The organism is Paraburkholderia sp. BL10I2N1 (genome assembly GCF_004361815.1).
Classification (GTDB): domain Bacteria; phylum Pseudomonadota; class Gammaproteobacteria; order Burkholderiales; family Burkholderiaceae; genus Paraburkholderia.
In genome coordinates this window covers 3950883-3969130 of the sequence record NZ_SNWA01000001.1, presented here as the reverse complement: position 1 = coordinate 3969130, position 18248 = coordinate 3950883, and the positions used below count along the sequence as shown (strand labels likewise).

Below are 18248 nucleotides of genomic sequence, written 5' to 3'. Positions count from 1 at the left end.
CACCGTCTGGCGCCAGCTATCACACGCCCGATGCCGCCGAGGCAGCCTTCGCTTTCTTCCCCTTCTTCTTCGAAGTGTTTGCGTCTGACGCGCCGGCCGGTGAACTGGCCGCAGCGGTCGCTGCTGGCGCCGATGCGGCGGCCTCTTTGGTCTTCTTCGATTTTTTCGTGCCCGAAGATTCAGCTGGTGCGCTGGCTGGTGTCGCCGCGGGGGCGGCCGTTTCGGTCGAAGTCTTTGCCTTGCTGCTGGCGCTGCCGGACTTCGTCGTGGCAGGGGTCGAAGCCTTGGCGCCGGTCGGCGCGGCCGCTGAGCCGTTGATCGTCAAACCTGCCGCTTCGAGATTGACCACCGATTTGGCGCCGAGCCCCTTGACTCGCGCGGCGAGATCGTCAGCATCTTTGAACGGCCCGTTTTTGGTCCGTTCGTCGATGATCGCCTTCGCATGGACGGGGCCAATCCCCTTGACCGATTCCAGCGCGGCCGTGTCGGCTGTATTGACTTCGACCGCCGCCGCAAACGTGGCGGATAGCGACAGGGCAAACGCAACGCAGAGCATCAACAGCTTCTTCAGCATGGCAGGCACTCCATTGAGGGCAAAAAAATAGCCGGGAACGGACGACGTCTCCACTCAGCAGGCGCTGCGTTCAAGCATAGGATAATTTGCACGCCCTTTTTACGAAAGCCGCTGATTTATAACGATTGATTCGTGACAAGTAAATTAATGTGAGCTCGATTTAACAGTTCACGCTGACCGGCAGGCTGTGGATGAAGCGCGCGACGGCGTCGCTCGCCATGCGTTCTGCTTCGTTTCGGCGTCGTGTGACGCGTCGACTATGCTGCCGTATCGATGCGCGGCGTGGCGTCCATGCGCAGAAATCGCACGCTGACGTTGCGCCAGTAAATGGCGAACCCGATGCCCGCGATCGCAAGGCTGGCTGCGTTGGCGCACCAGAATCCGCGGGCGCCGGTGAGCCATGCGGGCGTCCCGCCGACGACGTCGAAACCCAGCAGATAGCCCCCGCCGAGACCGACGCCCCACAATGCGACGGCATAGATGACAGTGGGCACCACCGCGACGCGGTACGCACGCAACACGAATGCCGTGGTGATCTGCAACGCATCGAACAGGTGATACACGATCACGATCAGCACGAGCGGCATGGCCGCTGCCGCAACCTGCGCGTTCGACGTGTAGCCCGCGACGATGAATGGCCGAAGAGCAAGCACAATCGCGCCGTACAGGCAGGCGATTGCGCACGCCATCAGGATGCCGTGCCGGGCGAGGCTGCGCGCCGCCGGATAGCGCTGGGCGCCGACAGCCTGCGCGACGAGCGTCGATGACGCGATGCCGATCGATAGCGGTGTCATGTACAGCACCGCGCCGAGATTGCCGGCAATCTGGTGACCGGCAAGCGTCGTCGTACCGAAGCGTGCGATGAAAAGCGCCATGAACGTGTACGAGGTGACTTCGATCAGGTAAGAGAGCCCCATCGGCACGCCAAGCTTCAGCAGGGCCGCCTGACGATGCCAGACGGGCCAGCAGAAGCGCGAAAAAGTCCCGAACGGGCGGAACACGCTGACGCGCATCATCAACACCATGCCGACGACAGCGAGTGTCCAGTTGATTGCGGTGCTGGCCAGCGCACAACCCGGACCGCCGAGCGCCGGCACGCCCGCACCGCCGAAGATCAGCCACATGTTGAGCGGAAACTTGAGCAGCAGGGCGCCGATCTGCAGGATCATCACGAGACGCGGTTGACCGACTGCATTGGTCAGCGAACTGTAGACGCGAAACGCTAGACTCGCGGGCAGTCCGAACGACAGGATCTGCAGATAGGCGACAGCGCGTTCGCGCAGTGCTTCGGGCGCTTGCGCGATGCGCAGCAGCGGATCGGGAAAGTACAGGATCAGGAAGCCGATCACCATCAGCGCGAGCGCAAGCCACAACGCCTGGCGAACTTCTTCGCCGATCTCGCTGTAGCGCCGCGCGCCGTAGAGTTGTGCCGTGATGGGTTGCAGCGCCGTGAGGATGCCGGTCAGGCCGATATACACGGACATGTAGATCGACGAGCCGAGGCCGAGGGCGGCGAGATCGATGGCCGAATAGCGGCCGACCATCGCGGTGTCGATGACGCCGAACGAGATGATCGCAAGCTGACCGATCAGCACGGGCCACGCGAGCGCGGCTATTTTCCGCACGTCGGCAAGCATGATCAGCCTGGTTTCGGGTGCCAGTTGCGGCGTTTGACCGGCGCTTTCGGCCTGTCGATGCGCACGTACAGCCGGAAGCGCTCGTCGCGGTCGGCAACCCGGCGGCCTTCCCACACCAGCTTCCAGACGAAGTCCGACATCGCACTCGGTTCGCCATAGTCCTGCGTATCCTGGCGAAGGATCACGTCGCAGTCGTCGGTGAACGAGAAATGCATGTCGCCGAAATAGGCGAAGGTCGCAATCTGCGCATCGCCCAGACGCACGGGCGAGATGCAGGTGTAGTCGTCGGGCAGGTGGCTCGCGATCTGCTCGGCGACATCCTTGTAGGTCCGGCTGTAGTTCACGACAGGCAGCCACAGCGTCATCAGCAGTACCCACATCAGGGTTGTGCCGGCGCTCGACAGCACCACGCTACGCCACAGCACTTTGGGATGGCGCGCGATGCGCCACTGAACCAGTGCGATCCAGCACACCGTGACCGCGACCGCGCATATGAACGACAGGATCTTGAACTGCGGATTGAAGCCAGGTGCAAGACGGGCGAGATTGCGCGCGAGCGGATGCGGAAAGCCGGTGAGCCCGGCGAGCCAGACGAGCCAGACGAAGCTGCCGAGAATCGTGAAGCTCAACACGGCGAACCAGTCGAACGCGTTGATCGCTCCGCGTTTCAGCGTCGGCAAGGCGAATGCAGCAAGCACGGCCAGCGCCGGCAGGAGCAGCATATACAGACGATTCGTCGAATGGCTTTGCAACACGACGAGGACGAGCAGCGGCGCGATGATCGACGAAGGAATCGCGATGTGTGGCGCGCGTCGCAGGCCGGCCCAGCTGAACCATGCCCAGATTGCCAGCGGCCACGCAGGCCACGTGAAGAGCGGCAGGTTTTTCAGTGCGTAGCGGAGCACGGAGCCGGGCGGCCCGGAGAACGCGCTGACGCTGCCGCGCAGCCACTGATTGAGGAACCACACGGCGTCGTCCGGGAACGCGGCCAGCGCGGCGAGCGGCCATGCCACCGAAAGCACCAGCGCGACCGGCAGGCCGGCGAGCAGGAGCCAGCGCGTGCGGGCCTCGCGCACGATGATCGTCATCGCCAGCGTGCCGACAAGCAACGCGATCACCAGCACCGGGCTGCTCGTCAACGTGATGAGTCCAAGCGCGACGCCCCAAAGCAGCGAGCCTTGCAGCGGCTTGTCGATCATCCGCACAAGGCTGTAGACGAGCATCGCGATACAGAAGAATTGCGCCAGCTGCGGCGTGGTTTCGTGCCCGCGCTCGGCGAGGCCAAAGCAGCCCAGCAGGATCAGCAGCGCGCCGTCGGCGAGCGTGCGGCCATAGTCGCGTGGTTCAGGTTCGCCGCCGAACGCGTATTTGTACGGCTGCACTTCGGCGCGTCGGCCAAGCAGATAGGCGGCGTACCAGACGAACGCGCACGCCGCGCAAAAGAGCAGGCCGGTGAAGACGCGCGACGCATTGCTCGCATCGACCCACGGCGCAAGCGCGCGGATTGCGATCGCGCCGATCCAGTAGCTGAGCGGAGCGTCGCCCGTGATGAATTTGCCGACGAGGTTGGGCAGCAGCCAGTCGTGCCAGGTGCCGTTGGCCATCGTCCACATCACGCCGAAGCCCGCTGCATCCTCGTTCTTCCATGGATCGCGGCCGAACAGGCCGAACGACGCGTAGATGATGCAGATGGCAAGCAGCAGCGAGCGCGGTAGCGCGCTGGTCGCGGAGGCAGTCAGGCGGACGACGGATCTCATGCAGATGTGCAGTATCGGATAAGCGGTTCGGCTACCGACGGACGACGTGTCCGGCGGGCGCGGCCGGCCCGGATCCGGCATTGTAGACGGGCTGCGCTGCATGCGTCACGACGGGGTAACAGGCGGCAAGGTCGGAAGGGCAACATTACCGCTGCGGCGCTTCCAACCATACGGTCGCGCGTCATTCACCGCATGCCCGGGACGCTTCGCGTGACCGCTTCCTGCGACGGATTCAGGCGATAAAAAAGGGCAGCTTTCGCTGCCCTTCGTGCGTCGGTCCGGCTCAGGTTGAAACACAAGGCCGGTAACGAGGCGGATATTACTTGACTGCCTTGCCCGTTGCGCGCGCACCGAACTTCTTGTTGAACTTCTCGACGCGACCGGCCGTGTCCATGATCTTTTGCTGGCCAGTGTAGAACGGATGCGATTCCGACGACACTTCGATCTTGGCGAGCGGGTAGGTCTTGCCGTTGTACTCGGCGGTTTCACGCGTCTGAATGGTCGAGCGCGTCACAAACTTGAAGTCGATCGACATATCGACGAACAGAACTTCGCGGTAATCCGGATGGATGCCTTGTTTCATGGTCTTTCCTTTAATCTGGCGGTAGCCAACCCGCGTGCCGCCGCGAGGTGACGCGAACGGACTTTCGGCGCGAGCCACTTGCCTAAGGTCGAAAAACGGCGATTATGCCAGAAAATCAGTCGGTTGACGAATTTCCTGACTATTTTGGCATTCCCGGACCGTCGTGTGTGTCAAGCGCGCCCACGCACGCCGGATCCTGACGGTAATAGCGGGCCAGAAGCCGGTATAGCTCGGGATATTCGGCCTCGAACGTGCGCGGCTGCACGAACAGCGCCTCGCTGCAGACGGCAAAAAATTCCGATGGATGATCCGCCGCATAGGGATCGATCAGCGATTCGCGCTCGAAGCGCGTCCAGCGGCGCTGCGGCACCGCGTCGACCTTCGCGCAGAAGTGGTCGTACGCGTGGTCGAACACGGCGGCCCAGGCTGGCGCGTCGAGCGGGGCGTGCAGGCGACGAAAGAGCGGCGGATGGCCGTCTGCTTCGCCCGTCAACATGTCGATCTTGTGCGCGAACTCGTGGATCACGACGTTGTACGCTTCCGTGCCGTCTGTGATCTGGGCGTCTTCCCACGACAGCACGACCGGGCCGCCTTCCCACGCTTCGCCGCTCGCGTCCTGCTCGATCTCGTGAACGACGCCGTCCTCATCCTCGACTGTCTTGCGGATCACGAATTCGCCCGGATACACGATCACGCCGACCCAACCCTTGTACAGATCGAGCCCCAGGTTAAGCACTGGCAGGCACGCCTGCACGGCAATGCTGACCGTCATGGCGTCGGTCAACTCGAGATCGTGTGCAGTCGAAAACTCCTTTTGCGCAATAAAGAGGCTGGCGAGTTCGCGCAGCCGGGCGAGGTTGCCTGCGTCGAGGTAAGCGAGAAACGGCAGGCCGTCCAGCGTGGACTGCCACAGCGCGTCCGGGATCGCGTGACTGCGCAACGCGCGATCGCGGCGGCGGGCATCGAGCCAGTGTGTCAGTTTTGATAGCATCGGTCAGTCGATCTGTTTTTGCCACGCTGCGAAGATTCCGCCGCACACGGCGACGCCGATCAGAAAATAGAACCCGTCCGGCGACGCCAGGAAGCTCGCCTGCTGCGCGACCATCCGGCTCACCTGAACGACGGCAAGCGCGTGCGCTTCGCTCATCGAGTGGCCGGCGGCGGCAAAGCCGTTCGCCAGCGTTGCGATCGTGCTCTGAAAAACCGGATTGTACGGATTCACGTATTCGGCGAGCCGGGTCTGATGCAACGCTTGCCGATGCTGCTCGACAATGATGACAGATGCAGTCGCGAACGAGATCGTCACTTGCCGGACGATGTTCTTCAGCCGGTAGCCGTGCGTAAACTCCTCGATAGCGAAGATTTTAAACGTCAGATTGGCGACCGGCAGCACGATGAAGAGCAGCAGCAGTCCCCGCAGCAGGAGCGGGCCGATCAACGCGCGCTGATCCACGCCTGGCGACATGCGTGTCATCCAGGCCGCGGCGAACGCGGCTATCGCGAAGCCCGGCACGATGATCCATTTTTTGCGTGGCAACAGCTTCGCGTAACGCAGATAAACGAAGAGGGCGCAGGACGAGATCAGCGACGTAATGCCGACGAGCCGCCCGGCGTTTTCCACCGGGTAGCCGAGCCCCTGTTCGAGAAGGCGCGAGACGAGATAGCTGAAACCCGTCGACTCGTAGTAGTAGAACATATACAGCACGAGGCCGACCTGGAAAGTCTTCTCGCGCAGCGCATGGAGACGGACAAGCGGCGACGGATGCTGCCACTGCTGGTACGCAAACCAGGCAAGTGCGGCGATGCCCGCGACCGCGAGCATGATGAGGCCGGGCGACGCGCTGAGCAGCTGGAAACGCACCTGCTGCATCACGATCTGCAGCGCACCCTGTGCGAAGGCGAAGATCATGTAGGGCCAGAAATGCAATGCGCCACGTTCTTCGGGCAGCACGTCGCCCGAATCCGGCAGTGCGAACAACGCGAGACCGGCGAAGATCACCCCTGCCGGGGCGGTGCAGGCGAACAGCGCGCGCCAGGTGAAATGCGCCACCAGCTGGCCACCGACGAGCGGCGCCAGCGCGCTACTCGCCACGATCAGGATGAGGAACGCGCGGATGGCGCCGGCACGCTGTTGCGGCGCGAAACTGGTCTGGATCAGGATGCGGCACGTACCCATCATCGGGCCGATGAAGTAGCCCTGAAAGCCGCGCGCGAACGGCAGTTCGAACGATGTATCGCACAGCGCGGCCGCGACTGCGCCGGCGGAATAGAGCAGCATGCAGCCCGCGACGTAGCGCCGGTAGCCAAAGCGCTCGACCCACCACTGTTGCTGCAGGATGCCGAGCACGGCGGCCACCGCATACGCGCTTGAAGACCACACGAGTTCGTCCGGCGATGCGTTGACGCCGCCCGCGATATAGCTTGCGAAGAACGAGAAGACCGCGTTCTCGAAATAATCGAGTCCGGTGACGAGCGCAAGCACCCACGGGAAAGAATCACCGCGCAGCCTGGTGGCGCTGAATCGCGGCACGCGGGACGGCGCAGTGTTCATGCCGGCCCACCATTTTTGCCGCTGGCAGGTGAGCGGCGTCCCGAAGGCTTTTTCTTCGACTGGGCGTCGCGCCGCTGCGCGAGCAGCGCGTCGGCGTTCTCGCCAGCGAGCCGCCGTTGCACATAGTCGAGGTCGTCGCTGAGTTCGGCCTTCAGCGTCTGCGCTTCTTTCAGTTCGCGCCGCACGCCGTCGATACGAGCGTTCAGCGCGTCGACCTGCTGCGCCAGCGCGTCGCGGATTTCCTGCAGCGATTCCATTGAGAAGCGGTTGCGTCCACCTTCGACCGGTTCCAACGGACGCTTCAGCATCTCGGTGATGCCGTGCAGCGAGAATCCGAGCGAACGCAGGCGCAGGATTCGCGAGAATCGGTCGAGGTCGTTTTCGTCGTACAGCCGATATCGGCCTTCACTGCGGCTCGGTGTGACGAGGCCCCGTTCTTCGTAATACTTCAGCGTGCGTGGCGTGACGTGCAGACGTTCCGCTGCCTCGCTGACGGTGAGGAGGGTGGGTGATTCGCTGGACATGGCAGTCGCAAATCCGTGACGGGCTGCGCGCATTATAGTTCAACGTGAACGTTTACGTACAGGTTTGCCTGTGCAGACGGTACAAGCGAAAAAAAACCGTCCGCAAAAGCGGACGGTTTTTGTGCAGCCTGCCGGTGAGTCGAGGGTGCAGAGTCTCTTAGCCGCCGCGACGCATCATGTCGAAGAACTCGGAGTTGCTCTTCGTCTGGCGGATCTTGTCGAGCAGGAATTCCATCGCTTCGACTTCGTCCATGTCGTGGATGAACTTGCGCAGCACCCAGATCTTTTGCAGGATCTCCGGCTTGATCAGCAGTTCTTCGCGACGCGTGCCGGACTTGTTCAGATTGATCGACGGATAGACGCGCTTTTCAGCGAGGCGTCGTTCCAGGTGCACTTCCATGTTGCCGGTGCCCTTGAATTCTTCATAGATCACGTCGTCCATGCGGCTGCCGGTTTCGATCAGCGCCGTGCCGATGATGGTCAGCGAACCGCCTTCCTCGATGTTCCGTGCCGCGCCGAAGAAGCGCTTCGGACGTTGCAGCGCGTTCGCGTCGACACCGCCTGTCAGCACCTTGCCCGATGCCGGCACAACCGTGTTGTAGGCCCGCGCGAGACGCGTGATCGAGTCGAGCAGAATCACGACGTCGTTCTTCATTTCGACGAGGCGCTTGGCCTTCTCGATCACCATTTCGGCAACCTGCACGTGACGCGCAGCCGGTTCATCGAAAGTCGAGGCAATCACTTCGCCCGCCACCGAACGCTGCATTTCAGTCACTTCTTCCGGGCGTTCGTCGATCAGCAGCACGAACAGCACGACATCCGGATGGTTCTGTTTGATGGCGTGCGCGATGTGCTGCAGCATGACCGTCTTGCCGGACTTCGGCGAGGCGACCAGCAGGCCGCGCTGGCCCTTGCCGATCGGCGCGATCATGTCGATGATGCGGCCCGTGACGTTTTCTTCACCGCGCATCTCACGCTCAAGCAGCAACACCTTGTTCGGGTGCAGCGGCGTGAGGTTCTCGAACATGATCTTGTGCTTCGAGGCTTCTGGCGGCTGCCCATTGACCTTGTCGACCTTGACCAGCGCGAAATAGCGCTCGCCGTCCTTCGGCGTGCGGACTTCACCTTCGATCGTGTCGCCGGTATGCAGGTTGAAGCGGCGGATCTGCGACGGGCTGATGTAGATGTCATCCGTGCTCGCGAGGTACGACGTTTCCGGCGAACGCAGGAAGCCGAAACCGTCCGGAAGCACTTCGAGCGTGCCGTCACCGAAGATCGTTTCGCCCGTCTTGGCGCGCTTTTTAAGAATGGCGAACATTAACTCCTGCTTGCGCAGGCGATTGGCACTTTCGATCTCGAGGCCATTGGCCATCTCGATCAATTCGGACACGTGCAGAGTCTTAAGCTCGGATAAATGCATACGGAGAACCCGCCGGGGAGGAGAAGGTGCGACGAAATGAAATCTGGGAGGAGAGTGAGCGGGACCGCTCAAGGACTTACACGTCTTTTCGACGTTTTGTGGATTCTAGCATAGCACATGCCGATTCCCGCCAGTGCAGCGGAAATGCCTGATCTTGTCGTGCATGTTGTCGACTGACAACACGCACCGGGCAGACGCGCTTTGCGCGCGTCATGCGATCAGCTTAGAGATTGCCGTCGAGGAACGCGGTGAGTTGCGACTTCGACAGTGCGCCGACCTTCTGCGCGGCGACCGCGCCATTCTTGAAGAGGATCAGTGTGGGGATGCCGCGCACGCCGAACTTGACCGGTGTCGACTGATGCTCGTCGACATTGATCTTGGCGATTTGCAGACGGTCGCCGTAATCCTTCGCGACTTCATCGAGGATCGGCGCAATCATTTTGCAGGGACCGCACCATTCAGCCCAGAAATCGAGCAGGACGGGTTTGTCGGATTTCACGACATCCTGTTCGAACGATGCGTCGCTGATGTGCTTGATTTGTTCGCTCATTGTATGAATACCTCTTTCGGTTCGAGGCCCGCCTTGGTTGCTCGCCACGATACACCAGAACTGAAAAAACTTCCGTTCGCCTCGCCGCATAATCTGCCCGGTTCGGTCACCCATCTACATGCTGCTGGGTGCGCCGCGTGCCGTGGCATTGCGGGTGATTCGTACGCCAGTTTAGCCTAAATCGCTATGCGTTGCCCGTGGTGATAGTAGTCATGCCGGCAGTAGGGCCACGTGTTACCGACGCGATGCTTCGGGATCTATCTGGTGGTCGCGGCGCCAAACACAAGTGCCTCCGGATGTGAGTGCGCCGTGAATACCGCCGTGGATACACGAGTCAGGCATGGACTTTGACCGTCTTCGTCGCCATTAACAGTCGCATTGGCAGCCTCACGGTGATAGAATGCTTCGTGACGGGCCTCCTCGCATGGAGGGATGGTCAACCTGGTCAGGTCGGGAACGAAGCAGCCACAGCCGTTTTCCACCAGTGCCGAGGGTCGGGCTCGTCACCTTCCTCTTTCTGCCGTTCCGTTTCCGTTGCTCTTCCGCAATAGTCCTTCGAGCTTTTTCCCCGATTCCCCCGATTCCTCCTCGCGGTTTCCCGGTCGTTCAGTGTAAGTTCCTCCTGTTTGCGCTATCGCTTCATTAGCGAAATTCAATGAAGCGACGAGGCCTTGCGGCGTCCGGTCGATTCGTCTTTGCGCTCCATTGTTGCTGATACAATTTCCGGATGACCTATCAAGTTCTCGCACGCAAGTGGCGGCCGAAGGATTTCGCGTCGCTCGTCGGACAGGAGCACGTGGTGCGCGCGCTCACGCACGCGCTCGACGGCGGGCGTCTGCATCACGCCTATCTGTTTACCGGAACCCGCGGCGTCGGCAAGACGACGCTCTCGCGCATCTTCGCCAAGGCACTGAATTGCGAAACCGGCGTGACCGCGACCCCATGCGGCGTCTGCCGTGCGTGTCGGGAGATCGACGAGGGACGCTTTGTCGACTACGTCGAAATGGACGCGGCGAGCAACCGTGGCGTCGACGAAATGGCCGCGCTGCTGGAGCGCGCGGTGTACGCGCCCGTCGATGCGCGCTTCAAGGTCTATATGATCGACGAAGTGCACATGCTGACGAACCACGCGTTCAACGCCATGTTGAAGACGCTGGAGGAACCGCCGGCGCACGTCAAGTTCATCCTCGCCACGACCGACCCGCAGAAAATTCCCGTCACCGTGCTGTCGCGCTGCCTGCAGTTCAACCTGAAGCAGATGCCGGCAGGACACATCGTGTCGCATCTCGAGCGAATTCTCGGCGAAGAGAAGATTCCCTTCGAGGCTCAGGCGCTGCGCCTCCTCGCGCGTTCGGCCGACGGCTCGATGCGCGACGCGCTCTCGCTGACCGATCAGGCGATCGCCTATTCGGCCAATCAGGTGACTGAGGAAGCCGTGCGCGGCATGCTCGGGGCGCTCGACCAGAGCTACCTGATCCGCCTGCTCGACGCGCTGGCGGCGGGCGACGGTGCGGGCGTGCTGGCTGTTGCCGACGAGATGGCGTTGCGCAGCCTGTCGTTCCCGACTGCGCTTCAGGATCTGGCGAGCCTGCTGCATCGCGTTGGCTGGGCGCAGTTCGCACCGTCGTCGGTGCTGGAGGAGTGGCCGGAAGCGGCCGACCTGCGACGCTTCGCCGACATGCTGAGTCCCGAGCAGGTTCAGCTGTTCTATCAGATCGCAACGATAGGCCGGAGTGAACTTGGCCTCGCACCGGATGAATACGCCGGCTTTACGATGACGCTTCTGCGGATGCTGGCTTTCGAGCCGGCGCCGAACGGTGGCGGCGGAGGCGGGGCAGTGCCGGCGGCGCGATCTGGAACAGCCGGTAGTGCCGAGGGCACACGCACCGCGGTCCCGACGGTTGCCGCCCGGCAGGGCGCGGCGGCCGAGCCTGTGGCTACGGCGGCTGCGCCAGCGCGTGCGGCCGAGCCAGCGCGCCTGGCTGTGACGACCCAGACGGGTAACGCGACTCAGACTTCATCGGCGCAAACGACTTCCGCCTCACCTGTGCCGCACGCCACTGAGCACGGGGAGGCCGGGTCAAGAGTAGTGGGTGCTGGCGCCGCAGCGTCCGACGCTTCGACCGCGACCATCGTCGAAGGTGACACGCAAACCGACATTTCGGGGAGCAAGGCTCCCGCCGGGGCGGGTACTGCCCCTGGTGGCGCGCCAGCAGCTGAAGCCAACGCAGCAGAGACGGCACAAGGCGTCGATGCGGCAGCCTCCTCACCCGGGCGGCCAGCTCAGGAAGATGCAACGCCGCCTGCCGCGCGGGACGATAGCCGTCCGGTTCCGTCGTTTGCACGCGCGGCAAATGGAGCCTCTGCCTCGACCCCGGCAGTTGCGCCAGCGGCACAGGAAGACTCAAGCGTTGCCGCACGACAAACGCCGCCTCCCGCAGGCGCCGACGCCGCGCCCCGTCGGGCAGGCGGAGCGAGTGCCGCGCTTGACGTGCTGCGCAGCGCGGGCCTGAAAGTGTCCTCTGACCGCGGTCGCGCGGCGCCGGCAGCCCCGTCAGCGCCAGCGCCGAAGCCCGCCGCGCCGCGCGTGAATGTCCCGGGCGCACCTCTTGACAGGCAAGGCGCAGCATCCGCGCCGGCCCGGCCGCAGCGTAAAAGCGCACCCAACGCGGCACAGGGCGCTTCATCCGTGCCGCCGTGGGAAGACATTCCCCTGGACGACTACATGCCCGCGTCAGCGGACGATGCGTACTTCGGCCCCCTCGACGACGGCTACGTGCCGGTCTTCGACAGCGGTCCCGACGATGTCCGCCTGACGCCCGCTGCTCCCACTCCGGTGCCGGTAGTCGACACGACGCCTTTGCCGCCGGCAATTCCGCTCGATGCAATCGGTTTCGACGGCGACTGGCCCGCACTCGCGGTCGGCCTGGCGCTGAAGGGCATCTCATACCAGCTGGCGTTCAACAGCGAACTGATATCGCTCGATGGGGGCACGCTCCGGCTGAATGTGCCGGTTCCGCAATACGCGGATCCCGCCCAGGTTGCCAAACTGAAAACGGCGCTGGCCGAACGGCTCGGTCAACCCGTCGACGTCCAGGTCGAAGTCGGCCGCGCGCGCCGCACCGCCGCCGCGCTCGATGCCATCGCCCGTGCGCAGCGCCAGCAGGACGCCGAACGGGAAATCCGTCAGGATCCGTTCGTACAGTCGCTGATCCGCGACTTCGGTGCGAGCATCGTTCCCGATTCGATCAGGCCGATCGCACCGGAAGGCGGCCAGGGTGCAGCAGGCGGCGCGGCCGCTGCTCACTGACCGGGCGTGAACGCCAGCCAAACCCAACGGACTTGAGGCGCGTAATACCGCCATATCCCTGAATTTCACACGATCAAGAAGGAGCACGCCATGATGAAAGGTCAACTCGCCGGGCTGATGAAGCAGGCTCAGCAGATGCAGGAAAACATGAAGAAGATGCAGGAGCAACTCGCTCAGATTGAGGTCGAGGGGCAGTCGGGCGCGGGCCTCGTCAAAGTGACGATGACGTGCAAGAACGACGTGCGCCGCGTCTCGATCGACCCGAGCCTGCTCGCCGACGACAAGGACATGCTGGAAGACCTCGTCGCCGCCGCGTTCAACGACGCCGTGCGCAAGGCCGAAGCGACCGCGCAGGAAAAGATGGGCGGCATGACTTCGGGACTGCCGCTGCCGCCGGGCTTCAAGCTCCCGTTCTGAGCGGGCGGACATCCGTTTCACCTTTTTCGACGACGCCGATTTCGCATGAAACAACCTTCCGCCCTGTCGGCGCTCGTCGACGCGCTGCGCGCACTGCCCGGAGTCGGGCCCAAGTCCGCGCAACGCATGGCGTACCACCTGATGCAGCACGACCGCGACGGCGCCGAACGTCTCGGCCGCTCGCTGCTGTTTGCCACCGAAAACCTGCAACATTGCGAGAAGTGCAACACGTTCACCGAGGCGCAGGTCTGCGAAGTCTGCCTCGACGAGGAACGTGATCCGACCTTGCTATGTGTCGTCGAAACACCCGCCGATCAGATCATGCTCGAGCAGACCATGACCTATCGTGGCCTGTACTTCGTGCTGATGGGCCGTCTGAGTCCGCTCGACGGCATCGGGCCGAAGGAGATTCATTTCGACAGGCTGGTGAAGCGCGCATCGGATGGCGTCGTCAGGGAAGTCGTGCTCGCGACCAACTTCACGAATGAAGGCGAAGCCACCGCCCATTATCTCGGGCAGACACTCAAGGCGCGCGGTCTTGCCGTGACGCGGCTTGCGCGCGGTGTCCCGGTTGGCGGCGAACTCGAATACGTCGACGCCGGCACGATCGCCCGCGCGATGCTCGACAGGCGTTCGCTATAGCGCAGCAGCCGGCACGCGCTGGGCGTGTGTTGGGCGCACTGCAGGCGCATCCGGTACCAGAGAAGACCAGGCAAAAAAGACACGAAGGAGACACATGAGCGCAACCACTGGCCAGTCTGGCCCGCTTGCGGGCGTCAAGGTGCTCGAACTCGGCACGCTGATCGCGGGTCCGTTCGCGGCGCGTTTTCTCGGTGAGTTCGGCGCGGAGGTCATCAAGATCGAAGACCCGAAGGGCGGCGATCCGCTGCGCAAGTGGCGCAAGCTCTACCCGGAAGTAGGTGGCACGTCTCTGTGGTGGGCGGTGCAGGCGCGCAACAAGAAGTCGGTGACGATCAACCTGAAAGCCGAAGAGGGCAAGGAGATCGTCCGGCGTCTTGCCAGGGAAGCAGATATCGTCGTCGAGAATTTCCGTCCAGGCCTACTCGAGAAACTCGGTCTCGGCTATGACGTGCTGTCCGCTGAAAATCCAGGTCTCGTGATGGTGCGGCTGTCGGGCTATGGCCAGACCGGACCGTATCGCGATCGTCCGGGGTTCGGTGCGATTGCCGAATCGATGGGCGGCCTGCGCCATATCACGGGCTATCCGGATCTGCCGCCGCCGCGCATCGGCATTTCGATCGGCGATTCCATCGCGGCGCTGCACGGCGTGATCGGCTCGCTGATGGCGTTGCACCACAGGCAGGTGAATGGCGGCAAAGGGCAGGTCGTCGACGTCGCCCTGTACGAAGCCGTCTTCAACATGATGGAAAGCGTGGTGCCCGAATACGGCGTGTACGGGATGGTTCGCGAGCGCACCGGCGCTTCGCTGCCGGGGATCGTGCCATCGAATACCTACCCGTGTCGCGACGGCAGCATCGTGATTGGGGGCAACAGCGATCCGATCTTCAAGCGGTTGATGCTTGCCATCGACCGCGCGGACCTCGCCAACGATCCTGATCTCGCGCACAACGATGGCCGCGTGCCGCGCACGCAGGAGATCGACGGCGCAATCGCCGCCTGGCTCGCCACGCGCACGATCGACGAGGCGCTCGCCGTGCTGAACGCCGCCGACGTGCCGGTCGGACGCATCTTTAGTGTCGCCGACATGTTCACCGATCCGCAGTTTCTCGCACGGCAGATGATCCAGCGCTTCAAATGGCAGGACGGCGTCGACATCACGCTGCCCGCCGTGACGCCGAAGCTGTCGGAGACGCCCGGCGAAACGCGCTGGCTGGGACCGGAACTGGGTGAACATACCGATGAAGTCCTTCATTCGCTAGGTTATGATGCAGACCACATCGCGCGCCTGCATGCCGGGCAGATCGTCTGAACAGCGTGCGCGGCGGCCTGATGTTCGCTGAAACCCTGGCCGCTCGACAGATCACAGCCGTACACGGCAAGCGCGGATCAAGGACCATCCGCAAAATCCGGCACACGACCGGGTGAAAGCAAAGACAACTAAAAACGGAGACATCGAAGATGCAACGCAGAACGTTCCTCACCGGCTCAGCCGCGCTCGCTGGCGCGGCATTGGCCGGTACGCCGCTCGCCTTCGCTCAGGGCAAACCCGAAACGCAGAAAGTCGCGATCGCGGTCGGTGGAAAGAACCTGTTCTATTACCTCCCGCTCAGCATCGCGGAGCGGCGCAATTACTTCAGGGACGAAGGCCTGGAAGTCGAGATCTCCGACTTCGCGGGCGGCTCGCAGGCGCTGAAGGCGGCCGTCGGCGGCAGCGCGGACGTGGTCTCAGGTGCGTTCGAGCACACCTTGCTGTTGCAGGCCAAAAACCAGATGTTCCGCGAATTCGTTCTGCAGGGACGTGCGCCGCAGATCGTGCTCGCCGTCTCGAAGAAGACGATGCCGAATTTCAGATCGGTTACCGACCTGAAGGGCAGGAAGATCGGCGTTACCGCTCCGGGTTCATCGACTTCGATCATGGCGAGCTTCGTGCTGGCAAAAGCCGGCCTGACGGCGAAAGACGTCGCGTTCATCGGCGTGGGCGCTGGTGCGGGCGCCATTTCGGCGATGCAGTCAGGACAGATCGACGCGCTTGCCAATCTCGACCCGGTCATGACGAAGCTGGAGCGCGCGGGCGAGATCCGCATCGTGTCCGACACGCGCACGCTCGCCGATACGCGCACGGTGTTCGGCGGCAACATGCCAGCCGGTTGCCTGTACGCGTCGCAGAGCTTCATCACGAAGAATCCAAACACCACGCAGGCGCTGACCAACGCGATGGTGCGCGCGCTCAAGTGGCTGCAGACGGCGACCGGCAGCGAGCTCATCAACACGGTGCCGGAATCGTACCTGCTCGGCGACCGCGCGCTCTATCTCGACGCGTGGGCGCACGTGAAGGAAGCGATGTCGCCGGACGGCATGATGCCGGCCGATGGTCCGGCGACGTCGCTGCGTACGCTGCAGACGTTCGACGAAACGGTGAAGGGTGCGTCGATCGACCTGTCGAAGACCTGGACCAACGACTTCGTGAAGAAGGCGCTCGCCACCGTCAAGGCGTAAGTCACGGCCGCAACGGCGGTGCAGTTCAAAGCCTGCCCGCCGCCGCACGATTCTCACTGCATCAGAAACAGAAGAAGCGAGTCGAACGATGACCGTTGCCGCATTGGCGCTCGAAAACATCACCTGCACGTTTGCGTCGCGTGACGACCGCTCGCAGCGTTACACGGCAGTCAGGGACACGACGCTGCGCATTGCTCCGGGCGAATTCGTGTCGGTCGTCGGGCCGACGGGCTGCGGCAAGTCGACGTTGCTCAACATCGGCGCGGGATTGCTCGAACCGTCATCGGGCACGGTCAGCGTGTTCGGCGAACCGCTCACAGGCATCAACCGCCGCGCCGGCTATATGTTTCAGGCCGATGCGCTGATGCCGTGGCGCTCCGCCATCGACAACGTGATGGCAGGCCTGTCCTTCCGCGATGTGCCGCGACATGAAGCGCGCGCGAAGGCGGATGAGTGGCTGAAGCGCGTGGGTCTCGGCGGCTTTGGCGACCGCTATCCGCATCAGTTGTCGGGCGGCATGCGCAAGCGCGTCGCGATGGCGCAGACGCTCATTCTCGACCCGGACATCGTTCTGATGGACGAGCCGTTCTCGGCGCTCGACATCCAGACGCGCCAGCTGATGGAAAACGAACTGCTCGACCTGTGGGCCGCGAAGCGCAAGGCGGTGCTCTTCATCACGCACGATCTCGACGAGGCGATCGCCATGTCCGATCGCGTCGTCGTGCTGTCGGCGGGACCGGGCACGCGGCCGATCGGCGAATTCACGATCGATCTGCCGCGTCCGCGCGATGTTGCCGAGATTCGCGCGCATCCACGCTTCGTCGAACTTCACGCACAGATCTGGAGCGTGCTGCGCGATGAAGTGCTGAAGGGCTATCAGCAGCAACTAACGGCCGTCCCGCTGCAGCCGGCCGGCCATCCATCGAAACAGTAAGGACAGACATGTGGAAGCGTGTGCGCCCCAATCGCGCCAACCTCGCGATCTGGCAGTGGCTGCTGCTGGTGTTGAGCTTTCTGCTCTGGTACGCGTTGACGAGCCCGACGCTGTTGCCGCCGTTCTATTTCGACGATCCGAACAAGGCGGCGTTCTTCTTCGGCGAGCCGCAGAAAGTGCTGATGCGGATCTGGGACTGGTTCGCGACTGGTGAAATCTATCTTCACCTGTGGGTCACACTGATCGAGACCGTGCTCGCGTTCGCGTTTGGCACGATCTTCGGTCTTGCAATCGGTCTGTGGCTTGCGCTTTCGCCGCTCGCGAGCGGGCTTTTCGATCCGTACATCAAGGCCGCCAATTCGATGCCGCGCGTGATCCTCGCGCCGATCTTCGGCGTGTGGTTCGGGCTCGGGATCTGGTCGAAGGTCGCGCTCGGCGTGACGCTGGTGTTCTTCATCGTCTTCTTCAACGTCTATCAGGGCGTGAAGGAGGTGAGCCCCGTCGTGCTGGCGAATGCGCGAATGCTCGGCGCCAACCGCAAGCAGCTGCTGCGCAACGTCTATCTGCCGAGCGCGATGAGCTGGGTGTTTTCCAGTCTGCACACGTCGGTCGGGCTGGCGTTTGTCGGCGCGGTGGTCGGCGAATATCTGGGCTCGGCGCGCGGTATTGGCTATCTGATCCTGCAGGCCGAAGGCACTTTCGACATCAACACCGTGTTCGCCGGGATTCTGGTGCTGACAGCCTTTGCGCTGGTGCTCGACGGCGTGGTCGGTGTGATGGAACGGCGTCTGATGAAGTGGCAGCCGAAAAGCGGCGAAACCGAAAAGCTGTGAAGACCTGAGGCAGCGGCAAG

Annotated in this window: 16 protein-coding genes and 1 other RNA gene; 8 read left to right on the top strand and 9 right to left on the bottom strand. The window is 63.0% G+C overall.

Annotated features, from left to right (window positions below; all coding sequences use genetic code 11):
• Positions 1 to 19 precede the first annotated feature (19 nt).
• From B0G77_RS18365 to trxA, 9 genes are all read right to left on the bottom strand, one after another.
• Positions 20 to 574 carry a helix-hairpin-helix domain-containing protein gene (locus B0G77_RS18365; RefSeq protein WP_133663389.1) on the bottom strand — a complete coding sequence of 185 codons (555 nt, stop codon included), beginning with the start codon at positions 572 to 574 and terminating at the stop codon, positions 20 to 22.
• A 257-nt stretch (positions 575 to 831) separates the two neighbouring features.
• The gene (locus B0G77_RS18360) at positions 832 to 2211 is read right to left on the bottom strand and encodes an MATE family efflux transporter (RefSeq protein ID WP_133663388.1); all 1380 of its coding nucleotides are present in this window, start codon (positions 2209 to 2211) and stop codon (positions 832 to 834) included.
• Positions 2212 to 2213: 2 nt separating this feature from the next.
• Positions 2214 to 3968 carry a glycosyltransferase family 39 protein gene (locus B0G77_RS18355; protein ID WP_133663387.1) on the bottom strand — a complete coding sequence of 585 codons (1755 nt, stop codon included), beginning with the start codon at positions 3966 to 3968 and terminating at the stop codon, positions 2214 to 2216.
• Between the two features lie 319 nt (positions 3969 to 4287).
• A complete protein-coding gene (locus B0G77_RS18350; RefSeq protein ID WP_133663386.1) occupies positions 4288 to 4551 on the bottom strand; it encodes a type B 50S ribosomal protein L31 in 264 nt (87 codons plus the stop codon).
• 139 nt (positions 4552 to 4690) lie between these two features.
• Complete coding sequence (locus B0G77_RS18345) at positions 4691 to 5542, bottom strand: M90 family metallopeptidase (protein WP_133663385.1); 852 nt, start codon at positions 5540 to 5542, stop codon at positions 4691 to 4693.
• A 3-nt stretch (positions 5543 to 5545) separates the two neighbouring features.
• Complete coding sequence (locus B0G77_RS18340; protein ID WP_133663384.1) at positions 5546 to 7102, bottom strand: MFS transporter; 1557 nt, start codon at positions 7100 to 7102, stop codon at positions 5546 to 5548.
• Positions 7099 to 7626 carry a MerR family transcriptional regulator gene (locus B0G77_RS18335; RefSeq protein WP_133663383.1) on the bottom strand — a complete coding sequence of 176 codons (528 nt, stop codon included), beginning with the start codon at positions 7624 to 7626 and terminating at the stop codon, positions 7099 to 7101. Before B0G77_RS18335 ends, B0G77_RS18340 begins: the two co-directional genes overlap by 4 nt.
• A 157-nt stretch (positions 7627 to 7783) precedes the next feature.
• Complete coding sequence (rho, locus tag B0G77_RS18330; protein ID WP_133663382.1) at positions 7784 to 9046, bottom strand: transcription termination factor Rho; 1263 nt, start codon at positions 9044 to 9046, stop codon at positions 7784 to 7786.
• Between the two features lie 223 nt (positions 9047 to 9269).
• Positions 9270 to 9596 (bottom strand): thioredoxin TrxA, encoded by a 327-nt coding sequence (gene trxA / locus B0G77_RS18325; protein WP_074264820.1) that lies wholly within the window; start codon positions 9594 to 9596, stop codon positions 9270 to 9272.
• Between the two features lie 409 nt (positions 9597 to 10005).
• Between trxA and ffs the strand changes: the two genes are divergently transcribed.
• The 8 genes from ffs (at position 10006) to B0G77_RS18285 (ending at position 18228) form a co-directional block, all read left to right on the top strand.
• Positions 10006 to 10104, top strand: an RNA gene (ffs, locus tag B0G77_RS18320) — signal recognition particle sRNA small type.
• 219 nt (positions 10105 to 10323) lie between these two features.
• On the top strand, positions 10324 to 12906 hold the full coding sequence (locus tag B0G77_RS18315) for a DNA polymerase III subunit gamma/tau (RefSeq protein ID WP_133663381.1): 2583 nt from the start codon (positions 10324 to 10326) through the stop codon (positions 12904 to 12906).
• Between the two features lie 90 nt (positions 12907 to 12996).
• Entirely contained in the window at positions 12997 to 13323 is a 327-nt protein-coding gene (locus B0G77_RS18310) for a YbaB/EbfC family nucleoid-associated protein (protein ID WP_006048866.1), read from the top strand.
• A gap of 45 nt (positions 13324 to 13368) precedes the next feature.
• Positions 13369 to 13965, top strand: coding sequence for a recombination mediator RecR (gene recR / locus B0G77_RS18305; RefSeq protein WP_133663380.1), 597 nt, complete (start codon positions 13369 to 13371; stop codon positions 13963 to 13965).
• Between the two features lie 94 nt (positions 13966 to 14059).
• Positions 14060 to 15274: a CaiB/BaiF CoA-transferase family protein gene (locus B0G77_RS18300; RefSeq protein ID WP_133663379.1), complete on the top strand. Its 1215-nt coding sequence runs from the start codon at positions 14060 to 14062 to the stop codon at positions 15272 to 15274.
• Between the two features lie 149 nt (positions 15275 to 15423).
• Positions 15424 to 16461 (top strand): ABC transporter substrate-binding protein, encoded by a 1038-nt coding sequence (locus B0G77_RS18295; RefSeq protein ID WP_133663378.1) that lies wholly within the window; start codon positions 15424 to 15426, stop codon positions 16459 to 16461.
• An 88-nt stretch (positions 16462 to 16549) separates the two neighbouring features.
• Entirely contained in the window at positions 16550 to 17395 is an 846-nt protein-coding gene (locus B0G77_RS18290; RefSeq protein ID WP_133663377.1) for an ABC transporter ATP-binding protein, read from the top strand.
• Between the two features lie 8 nt (positions 17396 to 17403).
• Complete coding sequence (locus B0G77_RS18285; RefSeq protein WP_133663376.1) at positions 17404 to 18228, top strand: ABC transporter permease; 825 nt, start codon at positions 17404 to 17406, stop codon at positions 18226 to 18228.
• Positions 18229 to 18248 lie beyond the last annotated feature (20 nt).

Coding starts and splice junctions, on each gene's coding strand:
- B0G77_RS18355 (WP_133663387.1), bottom strand. CDS start 3,968: ATGAGATCCGTCGTCCGCCTGACTGCCTCCGCGACCAGCGCGCTACCG.
- B0G77_RS18310 (WP_006048866.1), top strand. CDS start 12,997: ATGATGAAAGGTCAACTCGCCGGGCTGATGAAGCAGGCTCAGCAGATG.
- B0G77_RS18350 (WP_133663386.1), bottom strand. CDS start 4,551: ATGAAACAAGGCATCCATCCGGATTACCGCGAAGTTCTGTTCGTCGAT.
- recR (WP_133663380.1), top strand. CDS start 13,369: ATGAAACAACCTTCCGCCCTGTCGGCGCTCGTCGACGCGCTGCGCGCA.
- B0G77_RS18345 (WP_133663385.1), bottom strand. CDS start 5,542: ATGCTATCAAAACTGACACACTGGCTCGATGCCCGCCGCCGCGATCGC.
- B0G77_RS18285 (WP_133663376.1), top strand. CDS start 17,404: ATGTGGAAGCGTGTGCGCCCCAATCGCGCCAACCTCGCGATCTGGCAG.
- B0G77_RS18290 (WP_133663377.1), top strand. CDS start 16,550: ATGACCGTTGCCGCATTGGCGCTCGAAAACATCACCTGCACGTTTGCG.
- B0G77_RS18365 (WP_133663389.1), bottom strand. CDS start 574: ATGCTGAAGAAGCTGTTGATGCTCTGCGTTGCGTTTGCCCTGTCGCTA.
- B0G77_RS18295 (WP_133663378.1), top strand. CDS start 15,424: ATGCAACGCAGAACGTTCCTCACCGGCTCAGCCGCGCTCGCTGGCGCG.
- B0G77_RS18300 (WP_133663379.1), top strand. CDS start 14,060: ATGAGCGCAACCACTGGCCAGTCTGGCCCGCTTGCGGGCGTCAAGGTG.
- B0G77_RS18315 (WP_133663381.1), top strand. CDS start 10,324: ATGACCTATCAAGTTCTCGCACGCAAGTGGCGGCCGAAGGATTTCGCG.
- trxA (WP_074264820.1), bottom strand. CDS start 9,596: ATGAGCGAACAAATCAAGCACATCAGCGACGCATCGTTCGAACAGGAT.
- B0G77_RS18340 (WP_133663384.1), bottom strand. CDS start 7,102: ATGAACACTGCGCCGTCCCGCGTGCCGCGATTCAGCGCCACCAGGCTG.
- B0G77_RS18360 (WP_133663388.1), bottom strand. CDS start 2,211: ATGCTTGCCGACGTGCGGAAAATAGCCGCGCTCGCGTGGCCCGTGCTG.
- B0G77_RS18335 (WP_133663383.1), bottom strand. CDS start 7,626: ATGTCCAGCGAATCACCCACCCTCCTCACCGTCAGCGAGGCAGCGGAA.
- rho (WP_133663382.1), bottom strand. CDS start 9,046: ATGCATTTATCCGAGCTTAAGACTCTGCACGTGTCCGAATTGATCGAG.